Genomic DNA, 15,591 nt, shown 5'->3' with positions numbered 1-15,591 from the left:
GTCGCTCCTCGATGAAAAGACGCCCGCGCGCAGGCGAATACAAAATTTGTCGTAATGATTGTTAAGCCACCGCCTCCCACCATCACAACACGGACGATGGGGTATGCCATTCCACCGATGGCAGGAGGGCTTCACCCGTTTGGCCAAGTCGCGCAACGGGCTGCCCGTCCTGCATAACGGTGGGCAGGGCCCGCTTTCCGCCTGCCGATCCGTCGCCGTCTCATGGTGTCCCGGTTCTCGCGACGGATCGGTCGGGGTCCTGGTTCCTGCAACGGCCGACACCCGGAGAAGGCGCACCTTATGAAGCTCAGCGTCGTCATAGTGAATTACCGCACGCCCGGGCTGGTCCTCGACGCCGTGTCTTCCCTGCTGGATGACGAGACGTTGCCGGACGGCACGCGCATTCTCGTCGTGGATGGCGCATCCGGCGATGATTCCGTTCTGCGTTTCGAGGCGGCCATCCTCGATCGCGCATGGTTCGACCGGGTAGAGCTGCTACCCCTTACGGTGAATGGCGGTTTCGCCTACGCCAACAACCGGGGTATCGAGCATCTTCGCGCCGGCGGGCGGCCATCGGAATACACGCTGCTGCTGAACCCGGACACCTATGTGCGGCCCGGAGCGGCACGAACGCTGGTGGATTTCCTGGACGCGCATCCGCGCGCCGGAATTGCCGGCAGCCGTCTGGAGGATCCGGACGGAACCATGCAGTCCTGCGCGTTCCGGTTTCCCAATCCGCTGGGAGAATTCGAAAGCGAAGTCCGCTTCGGCCCGGCGAGCCGTATCCTGAAGCGCTTCACCAATGTGCAGCCGACCGGCGATGCGCCCGAACGCGTCGGCTGGGTCAGCGGCGCCAGCTTCATGGTGCGGCAGGCGATGCTGGCCGAGATCGGCCTGATGAGCGAGGACTACTTCCTGTATTACGAGGAAGTGGACTTCTGCCTGCGCGCCGCCCGCGCCGGATGGGAATGCTGGCACGTTCCGGAAAGCCGGGTCGTGCATCTGGTCGGCCAGTCCACCAACGTGACGCGCCGGACGTCGAAGCCTGCGCGGCGCCCGCGCTACTGGTTCGAATCCCGCCGCCATTACTTCATGTCCAATCATGGCCGCACCTATGCCGTGCTTGCCGACCTGGCCTGGCTTTCGGGCTTCGGCCTGCGGCGGGTGAGGCGGCCGCTGCGGCGCGGCGCCGACGACGTGCCGCCGCATTTGTTCAAGGATTTCCTGCGCCACAGCGCCTTGCGGGCATCGGCCGAAGGCCGGGGAAGCCGTGGAGACTAGATGATGCTCAATCGACGCCGCTTCCTGTTTGCAGCATCCGCTTCTCTGGCCGTTCCCGGCGTGCTCGAAGCCGCTCGCACTGCGCGCGCGGCCCAGCGCGGTTCCGCACTTGGCCTCAACCTCGTCGGCCTGCCGTACTGGACTACGGAGCACCCGTTCACCAATCTGGCCGCAAGCGCGTCGCGCTGGCGCGTTCAGCGCGTGAATGCCGGCTTCACATGGGACGAACCGCTGCCGCCCATGACGGATGATCGCTATCCGCGCATGATTCCGCCCGGGACGTTCCTCGAATCCTTCCTGATCCACACCAGGTACAGAAGCCACCTCAAGTCGGACTTGACCGTCCGATACGATGGGCAGGGCCGGATCGGCTATTATGGCGGCGCCGTCCTCCTCGACCGTGGCGAGGGCTTCGACCGCATCCGCATCAATCAGACCGATGCTCCCGTCATCGCGCGCCTGTACCAGACCGCCCCGGAAAACCCGTTGCGCAATCTGCGCCTCGTCGAGCAGCCGGACGCCGGCGACGAGATGTTCCGCGACGCGTTCCTAAGCCGCCTGGAGGGAATGCAGGCCCTGCGTTTCATGGATTGGGGCCAGACGAACGACTCGCCCCTGATAAGCTGGGATCAACGGCCGAAACCCGGCATGTTCGATCTTGCCGATCGCGGCATTCCGGTGGAAACGATGGTCGCTCTGGCGAACCGGACGCGCATCGCGCCCTGGTTCAACATCCCGCATCTCGCCGATGACGGATATGTGGAACGCATGGCGGAACTGGTGCGCGACCAGCTCGACCCGTCCCTGCCGGTCTATGTGGAATATTCCAACGAGGTCTGGAACGAGATCTTCAAGCAGGCCGCCCATGCTCGCGAGGAAGGCTTGCGCCTCGGCCTGTCGGCTGATCCGTTCGAAGCGCAGCTCAAATATCACGGACAACGCTCCAGCGAAGTCATCTCCATCTTCCGTCGTGTCTTCGCCGCCGATCCGAAGCGTGTGAAGGGCGTGTTCGCGGGGCAGGCGGAGAATCCGTGGACGGTCGACGTCGTCCTGTCGTCGCAGGAAGCGCGGAACAATGCCGACCTGATCGCGATCGCTCCGTATTTCGGCTACAGCTACGGCACGCCCGAGCGCGCGGGAGACGTATCGCAATGGTCTCTCGATCGGCTCTTCTCCGAACTGGGGAAGGATCTGGCCGGGCGGACTCGCGACATGATGCGCGCCCAGAGCGAGACGGCCAGGCGGCTGGGCCTGCCCTTGGCTGCCTACGAAGCCGGGCAGCATCTCGTCGGCGTTGCCGGCCGGGAGAACGACGAGCGGCTGGAAGCCTTGTTCATCGCCGCCAATCGCGATCCGCGCATGGGCGCATTGTATCGCGCCTATCTCGATAGCTGGAAGGCGGCGGGCGGAGGCCTGATGGTGCTCTACACGTCCATGTACCAGCCGGGCAAATGGGGCTCGTGGGGGCTTCTGGAGAACGAGGGGGAAACGACGTCGCCGAAATGGGAGGCGGTGCACGGCCATATCAATGCGTAACGTAATATTATTCAGCTATTTTAATAGGTTTTCAGGGCGGCGGACATGTCGGATTTGAACGAGAACAACATGATCTGGGCGGATTCGACCAGTGGCCGGCTGCTGGAGACGATCGACGCGCGCATCGCGGCCATCGGCCTCGACCTGTCCGGCCTCACCGTTCTGACCGACGCGCGAACCGAGGAAGATTTCGTCACCATTCTTCTTGCGGCGCGTGCCGGCGCCCGACGCATCGTCGCCGCCGCGCCCGCCCGCGCGACGGTTCGGAGCGCACAGGTGGAAGCGATGTTGCGGCGTCTCAATGCGGAGGAAACGCTGACCAGCGAGATCGAGTTCGTGCAGGGGCTGACCGCCGATATGGCATCCGGCGTGGATATCGTGGCCGTCGAGCGCCAGTCCTCGCTGATCAAGCCGGCATTGCTGAGCCTCATGCCGTCCCGGTCGGTTCTGGCCATGCTGTTCGATTGTCGCGGGGCGGTCTCGGGCGGCCTCGACGCGCGACAGCGCGATGCCTACGACCTGAAGGTCGCAGGCGCCGACCTTGCGGACCGCGATTCCGGTGTCGCCGATTATCTCGCGCCGCTCTGCCTTCTTCAGATTGCCCAGGCCGGCGCCGATCCGACGGGCGCGCGATGCCTGCTGCTTTGCGACAACGAGATGAAGGGGCTTCTGGCATCGGGGCTGCAGGGCGCGGGGGCGGACGTCGTCATCAGGCCCTCTCTCGCCGACGTGTCGGAAGGCCCGTTCGATCTCGTGGTTCTGGCGATGACGCCCTCGCGTGACTATCGCCTGGACCTCGCCGATGTCTCCCGGCTGCCGGAACTGATGCCGACAGGCCTCGTGGTCCAGTTCTGGGGCGATATCGACCGCAGCGCGGCGCGCTATTTTTCGGTCGATATCTGGCCTCCGGTCCATCCCGGGCGCGGGCAGATGGGCATCAGGCTGGCCGCGCTCGGCTCCGAGCCCGTTGTAGCCATTCGTGCGCAGGCCCTGCAATCCGCCGCGCTGGCGCTCAAGGCCGACTATCCGGACGATGGCGCCCAGCCTGAGCGTCTGGCGGCTTCGGCCTGAGGCGCGGGGCATGCGCTGGCAGCCACACAACCCCGTCTCGGGCGTATTCGATATGGTCCGCGTCATTGCGATGTCGCAGCACGCGGACCGCCGACGCGAGTTTTCGGCCCAGCTTCGCAGGCTGGGCCTTTCGCCCGAGGTCCTGCCGGACCTTGTGCATGAGGCGGTCGCGCCGCAACATCCGTCCGGGATCCGGCCGCAAGGGACCGGCGCCCGGCTGCAGGCGCACCGCGACGTGGTGAATGCCTTCCTGGCATCCGGACGCGGATCCCTGCTCCTCATCCAGGACGACGCCGTGTTTCCGGGGGCCGAACGCAGCCGGATCGCCGCCGTTCTGCAATCGCTGTCGCAACAGCGCTGGGACCTGTTCTTCGGCGAAGTGCAGGGTCTGTCGCCGGGCCGGTCGGCCGTGAGCGTGCTCGACCCGGACGGCCCCGCCGGCCAGTGCCAGGTGGTCGGTATATCCCGGGCCGCCGCAGTCGAACTCTCGGTGTTCCTGCGCAGCTGGCCCGGACACGACCAGGAAGGCGACGCCCTGTCGGTAGAGGCTGCCTACCAGGTCTTTCGAAGAACCTTTCCGGGCTTCACGAGCCTGGCTGCCTGCCCGCGCGTCGTTCTGCGTCGCAGCCCTTCCGGTGAGGCCGTGGCCGCCGCGCGCCTGCCGTTGATGTCGACGTTTCTCAGCCTCGGGCGCCGCGCGCGTGAAATCAGGCGCGGCCGCAAGCCGGGGCATGATCCGCTGACGCGGCCGTGAAGGAACCGCGCCCGTCCACCATGTGTTGGCCTGCTGTACGAAAAGACAGGAGGTGGCATTGAGCACCCGTATCAAGGACGAAGCGCGTGTTCTGGACAATGCGGAGCGCGAAATGGTGGGCGAGACCCATCACCCTCACATCCGGACGATCGAGGATGCGGCGTTGCGCGATCTCCTCGCGCGTCTGCGCGAGCGCCGCGACCGGGCCCAATCGCTGGCGGCCAAGGCGCGCCGCGAGGCGCGAAGGGGCGGTGGCGGCTTCGACCACTCCAACTCCGGCATGCGCCAGAAGTCCGGGCTCCTCGCGGAGGCCGTCCGCCGGGTCAACAAGGAAGCTGCACGGCGCAAGGCTGCCGAACGCCGCGAAGAGTTGACCGCCAATGCGCGGCGCGCCTTGTCGCTGAAGGAATCTGCCAACCGGCCGACGCGTCCATCGTCCGGGCGTAGCGAGGGCAAAGGCATGAATCCGGTAGAGAACGAGAAGGCCCGAAAGATAGGCAGCCCGATGGAGGCCGGCCGGGTGTCCCAGTTCGTGAAGAACGCGCAGGCCCGCAAGGAAGGGCGTGAGGGCTGAGGGCGACGACATCCGATTGCCTTCGGCTCGGCTGCCGGTGTATCCCGCTGTAACGTCCGGCTTTCGGATACGCGCATCCAATGGATTCGCGTGTCCGAACCACGGGCGTTGGCGGGCTTGGCGAAATGGTAGACGCAAGAGACTTAAAATCTCTCGGGGCCTCCCCGTGCGGGTTCGAGTCCCGCAGCCCGCACCATTTTCGTATTGATCGAGGATCCGGGAAGCGCATGACCACCAATCGCAACAGCCGGCACCAACCGGCCCTGCGCGGCTTCGCCGAAATGGCGCCGGAGCTTGTCGACGTGGCGATGGGCCGCCGGCCCGCGGATGTCGTCGTGCGAAATGCTCGATGGGTGAACGTGCATTCGGGCGAGATCATCGCAGGCACGGATGTCGCCATAAGCGGCGGGCGCTTCGCCTATTGCGGGCCCGACGCGTCGCATGCCATCGGCCCGCAGACCGCCATCGTGGATGCCGGCGGGCGCTACATCGTGCCCGGCCTGTGCGACGCGCACATGCATGTCGAAAGCGGCATGATCACGGTGACGGAGTTTTGTCGCGCCGTCATCCCGCATGGCACGACGTCCATGTTCATCGACCCGCACGAGATCGCCAATGTCCTCGGCCTTGCGGGCGTACGCCTGATGCATGACGAAGCGCTGGCGCAGCCGGTCAACGTCTATGTGCAGATGCCGTCCTGCGTGCCGTCCGCGCCGGGACTCGAGCTGGCGGGAGCCATCATCACGCCGGACGACGTAGCGGAGGCCATGACATGGCCGGGCATCATCGGCCTGGGCGAGGTGATGAACTTTCCCGGCGTTGCGGCCAACGAGCCGACCATGGTCGGCGGTATTGCGGCCACGGTGCGCGCCGGCAAGACGGTCGGCGGGCATTATGCCTCGCCGGACCTTGGATTGCCGTTTCACGGCTATGTCGCCGGTGGCCCGCAGGACGACCACGAGGGCACGAGGATGGAGGATGCCGCCGCGCGGGTGCGGCAAGGCATGAAGGCGATGCTGCGCCTGGGCTCGGCCTGGTACGATGTGGCCGAGCAGGTGAAGGCCATCACCGAACTCGGGCTCGACAGCCGCAACTTCATCCTGTGTACCGACGACAGCCACTCCGGAACCCTGGTGCATGACGGGCACATGAACCGCGTCGTGCGGCACGCGATCGCGCAGGGGTTGAAGCCCGTCACCGCCATCCAGATGGCGAGCCTGAACACGGCCGAGCATTTCGGGCTGGAACGCGAGATCGGCTCCATCACGCCCGGCCGCCGCGCGGATTTCCTAATCGTATCGAACCTCGCCGAACTCTCCATCGACATGGTCTTCGCGCGTGGGCGCAAGCTGGCCGAGGCCGGCCGCCTCGTGGAGGACATGCCGGCATACGCCTACCCGGACAGCGCGCGGCAAACCGTGCGCATGAAGCGCGACATGACGGCGGATGATTTCGCCGTGCCGGCGCCGGCGGGCGCAAACTCCGTCACGGCCCGCGTCATCGGCGTCGTGGAGAACCAGGCGCCGACACGAAAGGCGCAGGCGCGCCTCGGCGTCGTGTCGGGACTGGTCGAGAGCGATGTGGAACAGGATGTCGCCCACATCGCCCTGGTAGAGCGGCACCGGGCGACCGGCGGCGTCACCAACGCCTTCGTGTCCGGTTTCCGTTACGAGGGACGTTGCGCCCTTGCCTCCACCGTCGCGCATGACAGCCACCATATGATCGTCGTCGGCACCGACCGCGAGAACATGGCGCTGGCGGCCAACAGGCTGCGGGCTGTCGGGGGCGGGGTAGTCTTCTACGCCGACGGGCAGGAGAAGGCGCTCGTGGAGATGCCCATCGCCGGGTTGATGTCGGACGAACGCGCGGAAGTCGTCGCCGAAAAGGCGACCGCACTTCTGGAGGCGATGCGCCGTTCCGGCTGCACGTTGAACAACGCCTATATGCAGCACTCTCTTCTGGCGCTGGTCGTGATCCCCTCGCTGCGGATCTCCGACCAGGGGCTCATCGATGTGGACAGCTTCCGCAAGGTGCCGCTTTTCGTGGAGGACGAAACGGGTTGAGTGTCCGGCATCGAAGGCTTAGAGCGTAGGGCCGGGCGGTACGGACGCCGCCCGTGACCAGACAGCACTCGGATCATCCATGGACAAGCAATCATTCAGGGAGGGCGTCGCCAGGGCGGAAGATGCATTGCGTCGGCTTTTTCCCGCTACGCCCCTGCAGCGCAACGAGCATCTCTCCAAGCAGTTCGGCGCCAAGATTTTCCTGAAGCGCGAGGATCTCACGCCGGTCCGGTCCTACAAGATTCGCGGTGCCTTCAATTTCATGCGCAAGCGCCTGGAGGCAGGGGAGGCGTCCGCAAAATTCTGCTGCGCCTCCGCCGGTAACCACGCGCAGGGCTTCGCCTTCGCCTGCCGGCATTTCGGCTTGAAGGGGCGTGTCTTCATGCCCGTCACCACACCGCAGCAGAAGATAGACAAGACCCGCGTCTTCGGTGGCGACGCCATCGAGATCGAACTGGTCGGCGACTTCTTCGACGACTGCTATGCGGCGGCGAAACGCTACTCCCAGGACAGCGGCGCCGCCATGGTGCCCCCTTTCGACCATGAGGACATCGTGGAAGGGCAGGCCAGCGTTGCGTTGGAACTGGAGCGCCAGCTCAAGGGCGAGTTGCCCGACATGATCGTCATGCCCGTCGGCGGCGGTGGCCTGGCCTCCGGCGTGACGTCCTACTTTTCCGGGCCCGACGCGCCCGATTTCCGCTTCGTGGAGCCGCTGGGTGCACCCAGCCTGAAGACCAGCCTGACGGAGGGACGCCGCATGCGACTGCCGCAGATCGACGGCTTCGTCGACGGCGCGGCCGTGGCCGAGATCGGTGCCCTCCCGCTCGAATTGCTGGGCGGCTTTCCGGCCGACCACGTGATCCTGTCGCCCGAAGGGCGGCTCTGCCAGACCATGCTGGAAATGCTCAACATCGAGGGAATCGTACTGGAGCCGGCCGGCGCCCTGTCCATCGACGCCCTTCGGTCCTTGCGCAACGTGATCGCGGGCAAGACGGTCGTGCTGGTGGTTTCGGGCGGGAATTTCGATTTCGAGCGGTTGCCCGACGTGAAGGAGCGCGCCTTGCGCTTCGAGGGCCTGAAAAAGTACTTCGTGCTGCGGCTGGCACAACGGCCCGGAGCCCTGAAGGACTTCCTTGGACTGCTCGGTCCCGACGACGATATCGCAAGGTTCGAGTATCTGAAGAAGTCGGCACGCGATTTCGGTTCGATCCTGCTGGGCATCGAGACGAAGGACGCAAGGAATTTCGACGGGCTTCTCCAGCGCATGGAGGCCGATGGCATCCGCTATCAGGACATCACCGAAAACCAGGTCATCGCCGACCTCCTGATCTGATGGGATCAGGGCAAAGAAGCGATCCAATCCGCGATGGCGTCCGCGACGCGCTGGTTGGTTTGCGGCGAGCGCAGGTCGCCGGCGATCAGGTGCTGCGAAGGGTCGGTCGAATGATCGACCTCCAGCAGCCGATGCGGGCCGCCCCACTGGCCGGCGGCCTCCAGCGTTACGGATGCATCCACTACCTTGTCGGCCGGCGACAGGATGAACAGCGCCGGAATACGGATCGCGGAAAAGTCGATCGCCCTTGCCGCCTGTGAAAGTGCGGCCATGGGCAGCAGCGCCACCGTGGGAAATCCCCTCGTCCAGCCATAGGTTTCCGCGGCCTCGTCGGCGGGCTGGCTTCGCGGAGCCTCGCCGTAGGTGTCGCCATGCAGGAAAGGCACGATCTGCCGTGCGTATGGCATGGTCAGCAGGAAGCTCCGCCAGTCGCGGACGGCGAAATTAGGCGATATCAGGACGACGCCCTCAACCCCGTCCAGCAGGCCCGGCAGGCTTGCGCCATAGGCCGTCAGCGCGCCGCCGGTCGACGTCCCTACGATGACCACTTTCTCGCCGATGCGCCGGCCTACGGCGACGGCCTCCGCAAGATCGTCCAGCCAGTCGCCGACGGTCGGCTCGGCCATGGCCGGTTCGTTGCGGCCGTGGCCCGCCAGGCGCGTGTAGAAAAGATTTGCGCCGAGTTTCCTGGCGACCATGTCCGGGACGGGGCGCAACTCGGCCTTGCTGGCCGAGAAACCGTGGATATACACGATGGCGAGCGGTGTCCTGGCGCGCGACGCCGGATAGGCCCACACGATCTCCTTGGCCGCATCGGGGCGGAGATTGGGTATATCGGCCTCGCGCGCCGCGAGCCAGGCGGAGATGTCGGGACCGATATCCCGCGCGGAAAAGGCGGATGTCTGCGGAACGGGCTCGCGTGGGCCGAGGGTCCAGAAGGACGCCGCGCCGAGGATGACGGCCGAAAGGGCGACGGCCGCTATGGCAAGACGGCGTCTGACGGTGTGTGGAGCGATCATGGCAGCGTCATTCTGTATCGGACATAGCCTTCCTCGGTCATCCCTTCGGCGACGGGTGCGAAGCGGGCGATCTCATGCAGATGGCGTGCGGCCCCTGGCCCGGTATCGAAATGCACGAGCGCGCCGCCGGTTTCCGCAAACTGCCATATCGGCCGTTCATGGCAATGGACGGTTCCGCGCTCGGCAATATAGGCCGCGAGCACGTCGCGATTGGCTCGGTGCGAGGATGCGACGACCCGGCCGATGCCCAGTCCGGGAAACCGGCCCCCGCCGGAAGCCCTGAAACTGTTCGTCACCACGAGAAATCGCCGATCCGTCGCCACCGGCTGGTCCATGTACCGCAACGAGCCTATGCGGCGTCCGCCGTTGGGAGCAAGCTTGCCGTCGATGTCGTAGCGCGCCGGCTTCGAGAGGTCGATGCGATAGGCCAGGCCATCCATGACGTCGAAATTGTACGGAGCCGCGCCGGGAAGCAGCAATGGCCGAACGATCCCGTCAGCCGCCAGGGTGGAGAATATGCTGGCCGACATCTCCAGCCATTCGGCGAGCCCTTCGCCGGACATGTCCACGATCTGCAACTCGTTCGGGTAGCTGTAGAGGTCCGATACGTTGCGAACGGCCAGCGGGCCGGCAGGGATGTCGGTGTAATTGCCCGGGCCCCCACGCCCGCCCGCCTTGAACAGCGATCCGGCGCACAGCAGAGGAAGCCCATCCAGCGGACCGCCGGCGATCATCTGCCCTGCGTGCCACAGCTGCGCGTCGCTGACGAGTTGCAGTGCGCATGTGGGCTTCAGGACGGAAAAATACGAATGGAGAGACGCCGACGTCGCGCCGATGGGGCGGCGGATCGAGGCGAGCGTCTCTTCGTGCGGCGCCGCCGCGGCGGCAAGCACGCCCCGGTCGCTCGGCACCAGCGGCACCCAGCCGTCTGCGCTTCTGCGACCGATGGGATGCAGCCTGGCGGTTGCGGCCTGGACCATCCAGCGCGTGCCGTCGTACGTCAGGGCCAGATCGATGGCGCCGAGATCTGATCCGCCGAATCCGGGCATGACGCATGGTACACCCCGGATGGAGCCGGTATCCGCGCTGACGCCCGCGATTCCGGCGAAATCCTTGCCGGGAAGACGCAGATGCTGATGCCCGGCGACGATCGCGTCGATCCCCGTTACTGAGGCGAGCGCAAGCGCCGCGTTTTCCCGCATCGCGCCATCGGTCGCCGGATCTATCCCCGTATGGGCCAGCGCGATCACGAGATCGGCCCCCTCGGCCCTCATACGCGGAACGACCTGAGAAGCCGTCGCCACGATGTCGTGGCTGGCGACCACGCCGTCGAGGTGATGCGCGTTCCACTTCGTCACCTGCGGCGGAAGCAGGCCGATGACGCCAATGCGGATCGAAGCCTGGCCTCCGCCATCCAGGGTCAGTTGCCGCTCCAGGATGGCGTAGGGCGACCAGAAGGGCTGGAACGTGTCGGCCGGTTTCAGGTTTGCGCAGAGGATCGGAAATCCGGCATCCTCCAAGGCGCGCTTGAGGAATGGCAACCCCCAGTCGAACTCGTGATTGCCGAGGCCTGCGGCGTCGTAGCGTAGCTGCCGCATCACCTCCACCATGGGGTGCCGCCACCCCGGCTCCGAGGCGTTCCCCGCGGCGAAGTCGCCGAGCGGGTTCCCCTGGAGGAAATCGCCATTGTCGAAGAGGAGGCAATTGGGCGCGCCTGCGCGCAGTTCCGCTATGATGCTGGCGGTGCGCGCCAGGCCGACCGAATGCGTCTCGCGATCCGCGAAGTAGTCATACGGATAGACGCAGACGTGAAGATCGCTTGTCGCAAGGATGCGAAGCTGGGCGCTTACGGCGCCAGCATCGCTGGAGATAACCGTCCGCGCCATTGTCCGATCGTCAGGCCATTCCTGGCGCGACGCGACCGGAGGGCGAGGGGAATCCGTCATCGTCGGCTTCCGGGTCGGTGAAGCCGACCGTTACCACCTCGCGTACCGACAGCGGGCGGAAACCCATCTTGCGGTACAGGGGCAGGGCTGCCGGATGATCGAGCGTATTGGTTTCCACCACCAGTCCATTCGGCCCGTCCTCGAAGCCGGCCGTGATGGCCTTGGACAAGAGGTACCGGGCAAGCCCGCGCCCGCGGAATTCGGGCATGGTGGCGAAATGGACAAGGCGGGTCTGGCGCGGGGCACGGCCGACATCGAGCTCGAACCAGCCGGCGGGCGCCCCATCGCAATACAGGACCTGAAGCCGGACATTGGGGGCATGCACCTCGCGCGCCAGCTCCCTGTCGCCGAGACAGCGCGATGTCCAGTGATGCGGCCTGCCGACGCGATACAGATAGCGGTAGAAGGCAAGCGGAATTGTCCGCACGCGGAGAAGGTCCAGCCGCCCGGCATGCTCGGGCATCGGGGTCTCCGCATCGGGAAGCGAATGCAGCACGAGCTGCGTCACTTCGGTCTTGAGTGTCGTCACGCCTTCACCTCGTTACGGCCGGGCCCGTCTCTACGGGCGTATCCCCCTGCGAGCCCCATTCCGTCCACGACCCATCATACAGCTTCGCATTCCGGTTGCCGAGTGATTCCAGGGCCAGATTGATGACCGCCGCCGTCACGCCCGAGCCGCACGTGGTGACGACCGGCGCTTCCGGATCTATGCCCGCATTCCGGAATGCGGTGCGCAGGCCGGCTTCGTCCTTCAACCGGCCGTCGTCCTGGAGTTCGCCGAAGGGCAGGGAGAACGCGCCAGGCATATGCCCCGAGCGGACCCCTGCACGGGGCTCCGGCGCATGGCCGGAAAACCGCTCGGTGGAGCGCGCATCGGCAATCGGCAGCGTTCCGGAATCGATGATGCGCCGCATGTCTTCAAGCCCGACGACGGCGTCGCCCGGTTCGGCGGCGTCGAAATGCGCCGGCTTGGGATGGGCCGGGCCTGATCGTGTCGGCAGGCCGGCGGCCTGCCATGCCGGCAGCCCGCCATCCAGAACGCGGACGTCGCGGGCGCCGAAGACCCGCAGCATCCACCAGACGCGCGCGGCAGAGAACAGGCCCATGCCGTCATAGACGACGATCCTGTCGCTGGACGACAGGCCCAGGGCGCCGGCCGCGGCGGAAAAGACGGCCGGAGACGGCAGCGCGTGCGGCAGCGTCGATTGCGGATCGACGACGGCATCCTGATCGAAGAAGACGGCGCCGGGAATATGGGCCGCCTCGAACTCGGCGCGGGCATCGCGTTTCTGTGCCGGCAGGTACCAGGAGGCGTCGACCACGCGCACGTCGCCAGCGCCCGATGCCGCCGCCAGTTCCTGCGGGGATATGATTGTGCTGTACCGGCTCACGCTTCGGCCCCTTGTTTCATGCAGCTTCGAACGGGATGTCGAAGCTCGGCTGCCGGCCGATCCAGTCCGGCTGTGGAAGATCCTTCGTCTTCAGGAATTCGGGATTGTACAACTTCGACTGATAGCGGTTGCCGTAGTCGCAGAGCACGGTGACGATGGTGTGGCCCGGCCCCATCTCCCGCGCCATGCGGATGGCGCCGGCGATGTTGATGCCCGAGGAGCCGCCGAGGCACAGGCCTTCCTCCAGTACAAGGTCGAACAGGATGGGCAGCGCTTCCGCGTCCGGCACCTGGCAGACGAAATCCGGCTCGAAGCCATCGAGATTGGCGGTGATGCGCCCCTGGCCGATGCCTTCGGTGATGGACGAGCCCTCCGACTTCAGCTCGCCGTCCTTGTAGAAGCTGTAGAGGGCGGCGCCCATCGGGTCCGCTAGGCCGATGCGCACGTGGCCGGAATGCCGCTTGAGGCCAGCCGCGGTTCCGGCCAGCGTGCCGCCCGTGCCGACCGAACAGATGAAGCCGTCGATCTGACCGCCCGTCTGCTGCCAGATCTCCTCAGCGGTCGTCACGATATGGCCGTCCCGATTGGCGACGTTGTCGAACTGGTTGGCCCAGATGGCGCCGTCCGCATGGCTGCGCGCGATCTGATCCGCAAGCCGGCCCGACACCTTCACGTAATTGTTGGGATTGCGGTAGGGTACGGCGGGCACTTCCAGCAGCTCCGCACCCATGAGGCGGAGCGCGTCCTTCTTTTCCTGCGACTGGGTTTCGGGAATCACGATGACCGTCCGGTAGCCGAGCGCATTCGCCACCAGCGTCAGGCCGATGCCGGTGTTGCCGGCCGTGCCTTCCACGATGATGCCGCCCGGCTTGATCAGGCCCTTGGCTTCGGCATCCCGGATGATGAACAGGCCTGCCCGGTCCTTGATCGACTGGCCGGGGTTCATGAACTCGGCCTTGCCCCAGATCTCGCATCCGGTCTCTTCGGAAGCGCGCCGCAGGCGGATCAGCGGCGTATTGCCGATGGCGTCGATGACGGAAAGGTTTCGTTCCATTTAAGTTTCCGCTCGTGTGTCGGCATCGTATCTCGAATCGCCGCCAGCCTAGATCATCGGGCAGGTTGGCGAAACGTCTTCCGTCGTATCGCCTGCCTTGCCGGCTACCGTGTCGCCTGGAAGGCGGCATTGGCACGGTCGCGCGCCTCTCCATGGTCGACGATCGGCTTTGGATAGGTCTCGCCCAGCGCGACGCCCGCTTGTCTCAGCGTATCGTCGTCGGCTTCCCATGGTGCGTGAATGGCCTTGTCGGGCAGCTTCGAAAGCTCGGGCACGAAGCTGCGGATGTAATCGCCCCCGGGGTCGAAGTCCCGGCTCTGCTTGACGGGATTGAAGATGCGGAAGAAGGGCTGGGCATCGGCGCCCGTTCCGGCGATCCATTGCCATTGCGATGTGTTGTTGGCCTCGTCCCCATCCACGAGCGTATCCCAGAACCAGGCTTCGCCCTTCCGCCAGTCGATCAGGAGGTCCTTCGTCAGGAACGATCCGACGATCATGCGCACGCGGTTGTGCATCCACCCTGTCTGCCAAAGCTGGCGCATGCCGGCATCCACGATGGGATATCCCGTCCGGCCCTTTTGCCACTTCTCCAGGTCGGCGGCGGCATCGCGCCATTTCAACGTGTCGAAGCGCTGGTTGAAGTTTTTCGATCCAAGCTGTTGAAAGTGGTAGAGAAGATGATGGTTGAAATCGCGCCAGATCAGTTCGCGGCGAAAGGTTTGCCGGTCCGTGCCGGTAATGGATTTGCGGCGGTCGGCCTGCTCCTCGGCCATCGTCAGCGCGCGGAGTGCCGAGACCTCGCCGAAATGCAGATGCGGCGAAAGGCGGGAAGTCAGGTCTTCGGAAGGCCTGTCCCGGCCCTCGCTGTAGCCCGCGAGCAATTCGTCGCAGAAATGCGAGAGCCGCTCCTGTGCGTGGGTTTCGCCGGGCGTCCATTCCGCTTCGAAACCTCCAGCCCAGTTCGGGGCTGTCGGCAGGAGGCCCCATTTGTCGAGGCTTTCGGATACGGGAAAGTGTTCGGGCGCCACCAGTCGGGAGGGAGCGTCGATCGGGTGTCGAAGTTCGCCCAGCCCGGCGCTGACGGATTTCATGAACGGCGTGTAGACCTTGTAGAATCCGCCGCTGCCGGTCTTGATCCTGTCGGGGTCGTGCAACAGCGCGGCATCGAAGCACTGGATGTCGATCCCCTCGAAACGCTCTTCCAGCGCGCCATCGACGCTTGTGGCTTCCGGGCCGTACCGACGATTGAGGTATACTGCGGTGGCGCCGCTTTTCGACAGGATGTCGCCCAGCACCGCAAAGGCGTCGCCACGGCGGAGTGCCAGGCGCGATCCCAACTCGGCAAATGAAGCGGAAAGGCTTTTCAGCGAGTGGTGCAGCCACCATTTGTGGGCGCTGCCATAGGGCCGTACGGGGGCGTTCTCGTCAGCCAGGATGAAAAGGGGAATGACGGGACGTCCGGTTTCGGCCGCATGGGCGAGGGCCGGGTTGTCGTCGGTGCGCAGATCGTGACGCAGCCATACGACGATGGGCGCCACCTTTTCCTTTGCCATGCCGGTTCCGCTCGCT

Annotated in this window: 13 protein-coding genes and 1 tRNA gene; 8 read left to right on the top strand and 6 right to left on the bottom strand. The window is 65.6% G+C overall.

Features of this window, described 5'->3' with window-relative positions:
- Positions 1-300: 300 nt before the first annotated feature.
- The 8 genes from NDN16_RS05020 to ilvA all read left to right on the top strand — a co-directional run bounded on the left by NDN16_RS05020 (position 301) and on the right by ilvA (position 8,612).
- Positions 301-1,281, top strand: a complete 981-nt coding sequence (locus NDN16_RS05020; RefSeq protein ID WP_251112508.1) for a glycosyltransferase family 2 protein — start codon at positions 301-303, stop codon at positions 1,279-1,281.
- Positions 1,282-2,817, top strand: coding sequence for a hypothetical protein (locus tag NDN16_RS05015; protein WP_251112507.1), 1,536 nt, complete (start codon positions 1,282-1,284; stop codon positions 2,815-2,817).
- Positions 2,818-2,862: 45 nt separating this feature from the next.
- Entirely contained in the window at positions 2,863-3,888 is a 1,026-nt protein-coding gene (locus NDN16_RS05010; protein WP_251112506.1) for a hypothetical protein, read from the top strand.
- Positions 3,889-3,898: 10 nt separating this feature from the next.
- Positions 3,899-4,642, top strand: coding sequence for a hypothetical protein (locus tag NDN16_RS05005; RefSeq protein WP_251112505.1), 744 nt, complete (start codon positions 3,899-3,901; stop codon positions 4,640-4,642).
- Positions 4,643-4,700: 58 nt separating this feature from the next.
- Positions 4,701-5,216, top strand: a complete 516-nt coding sequence (locus NDN16_RS05000; protein WP_251112504.1) for a hypothetical protein — start codon at positions 4,701-4,703, stop codon at positions 5,214-5,216.
- A 111-nt stretch (positions 5,217-5,327) separates the two neighbouring features.
- Positions 5,328-5,412 (top strand) — tRNA-Leu (locus NDN16_RS04995).
- Positions 5,413-5,443: 31 nt separating this feature from the next.
- The gene (gene ade, locus NDN16_RS04990; RefSeq protein ID WP_251112503.1) at positions 5,444-7,279 is read left to right on the top strand and encodes an adenine deaminase; all 1,836 of its coding nucleotides are present in this window, start codon (positions 5,444-5,446) and stop codon (positions 7,277-7,279) included.
- 79 nt (positions 7,280-7,358) lie between these two features.
- Positions 7,359-8,612 carry a threonine ammonia-lyase IlvA gene (gene ilvA / locus NDN16_RS04985; protein WP_251112502.1) on the top strand — a complete coding sequence of 418 codons (1,254 nt, stop codon included), beginning with the start codon at positions 7,359-7,361 and terminating at the stop codon, positions 8,610-8,612.
- Positions 8,613-8,617: 5 nt separating this feature from the next.
- Here the strand turns inward: ilvA and NDN16_RS04980 are convergent, their stop codons facing one another.
- The 6 genes from NDN16_RS04980 to NDN16_RS04955 form a co-directional block, all read right to left on the bottom strand.
- The gene (locus NDN16_RS04980; RefSeq protein WP_251112501.1) at positions 8,618-9,631 is read right to left on the bottom strand and encodes an alpha/beta hydrolase; all 1,014 of its coding nucleotides are present in this window, start codon (positions 9,629-9,631) and stop codon (positions 8,618-8,620) included.
- Positions 9,628-11,517 carry a bifunctional 2',3'-cyclic-nucleotide 2'-phosphodiesterase/3'-nucleotidase gene (locus NDN16_RS04975; protein WP_251112500.1) on the bottom strand — a complete coding sequence of 630 codons (1,890 nt, stop codon included), beginning with the start codon at positions 11,515-11,517 and terminating at the stop codon, positions 9,628-9,630. The genes NDN16_RS04980 and NDN16_RS04975 overlap by 4 nt, the downstream gene beginning before the upstream one ends.
- A gap of 10 nt (positions 11,518-11,527) precedes the next feature.
- The gene (locus tag NDN16_RS04970) at positions 11,528-12,106 is read right to left on the bottom strand and encodes a GNAT family N-acetyltransferase (RefSeq protein WP_251112499.1); all 579 of its coding nucleotides are present in this window, start codon (positions 12,104-12,106) and stop codon (positions 11,528-11,530) included.
- A 4-nt stretch (positions 12,107-12,110) separates the two neighbouring features.
- Complete coding sequence (gene sseA, locus NDN16_RS04965; RefSeq protein WP_251112498.1) at positions 12,111-12,968, bottom strand: 3-mercaptopyruvate sulfurtransferase; 858 nt, start codon at positions 12,966-12,968, stop codon at positions 12,111-12,113.
- Positions 12,969-12,984: 16 nt separating this feature from the next.
- Positions 12,985-14,022, bottom strand: a complete 1,038-nt coding sequence (locus tag NDN16_RS04960) for a cysteine synthase A (protein ID WP_251112497.1) — start codon at positions 14,020-14,022, stop codon at positions 12,985-12,987.
- Between the two features lie 104 nt (positions 14,023-14,126).
- Positions 14,127-15,575, bottom strand: coding sequence for a cryptochrome/photolyase family protein (locus tag NDN16_RS04955; RefSeq protein WP_251112496.1), 1,449 nt, complete (start codon positions 15,573-15,575; stop codon positions 14,127-14,129).
- Positions 15,576-15,591: the final 16 nt, after the last annotated feature.

The sequence above is a fragment of the Aureimonas altamirensis genome, from assembly GCF_023702225.1.
GTDB lineage: Bacteria > Pseudomonadota > Alphaproteobacteria > Rhizobiales > Rhizobiaceae > Aureimonas > Aureimonas altamirensis_B.
The sequence above is the reverse complement of the archived record's forward strand: the minus strand, read 5'-3'. Positions and strand labels throughout refer to the sequence as shown.

Excerpts from the sequence above, each read along its gene's own strand:
- NDN16_RS05020 (WP_251112508.1), top strand. The coding sequence starts at position 301 with ATGAAGCTCAGCGTCGTCATAGTGAATTACCGCACGCCCGGGCTGGTC.
- NDN16_RS05015 (WP_251112507.1), top strand. The coding sequence starts at position 1,282 with ATGATGCTCAATCGACGCCGCTTCCTGTTTGCAGCATCCGCTTCTCTG.
- NDN16_RS05010 (WP_251112506.1), top strand. The coding sequence starts at position 2,863 with ATGTCGGATTTGAACGAGAACAACATGATCTGGGCGGATTCGACCAGT.
- NDN16_RS05005 (WP_251112505.1), top strand. The coding sequence starts at position 3,899 with ATGCGCTGGCAGCCACACAACCCCGTCTCGGGCGTATTCGATATGGTC.
- ade (WP_251112503.1), top strand. The coding sequence starts at position 5,444 with ATGACCACCAATCGCAACAGCCGGCACCAACCGGCCCTGCGCGGCTTC.
- ilvA (WP_251112502.1), top strand. The coding sequence starts at position 7,359 with ATGGACAAGCAATCATTCAGGGAGGGCGTCGCCAGGGCGGAAGATGCA.
- NDN16_RS04980 (WP_251112501.1), bottom strand. The coding sequence starts at position 9,631 with ATGATCGCTCCACACACCGTCAGACGCCGTCTTGCCATAGCGGCCGTC.
- NDN16_RS04975 (WP_251112500.1), bottom strand. The coding sequence starts at position 11,517 with ATGGCGCGGACGGTTATCTCCAGCGATGCTGGCGCCGTAAGCGCCCAG.
- NDN16_RS04960 (WP_251112497.1), bottom strand. The coding sequence starts at position 14,022 with ATGGAACGAAACCTTTCCGTCATCGACGCCATCGGCAATACGCCGCTG.
- NDN16_RS04955 (WP_251112496.1), bottom strand. The coding sequence starts at position 15,575 with ATGGCAAAGGAAAAGGTGGCGCCCATCGTCGTATGGCTGCGTCACGAT.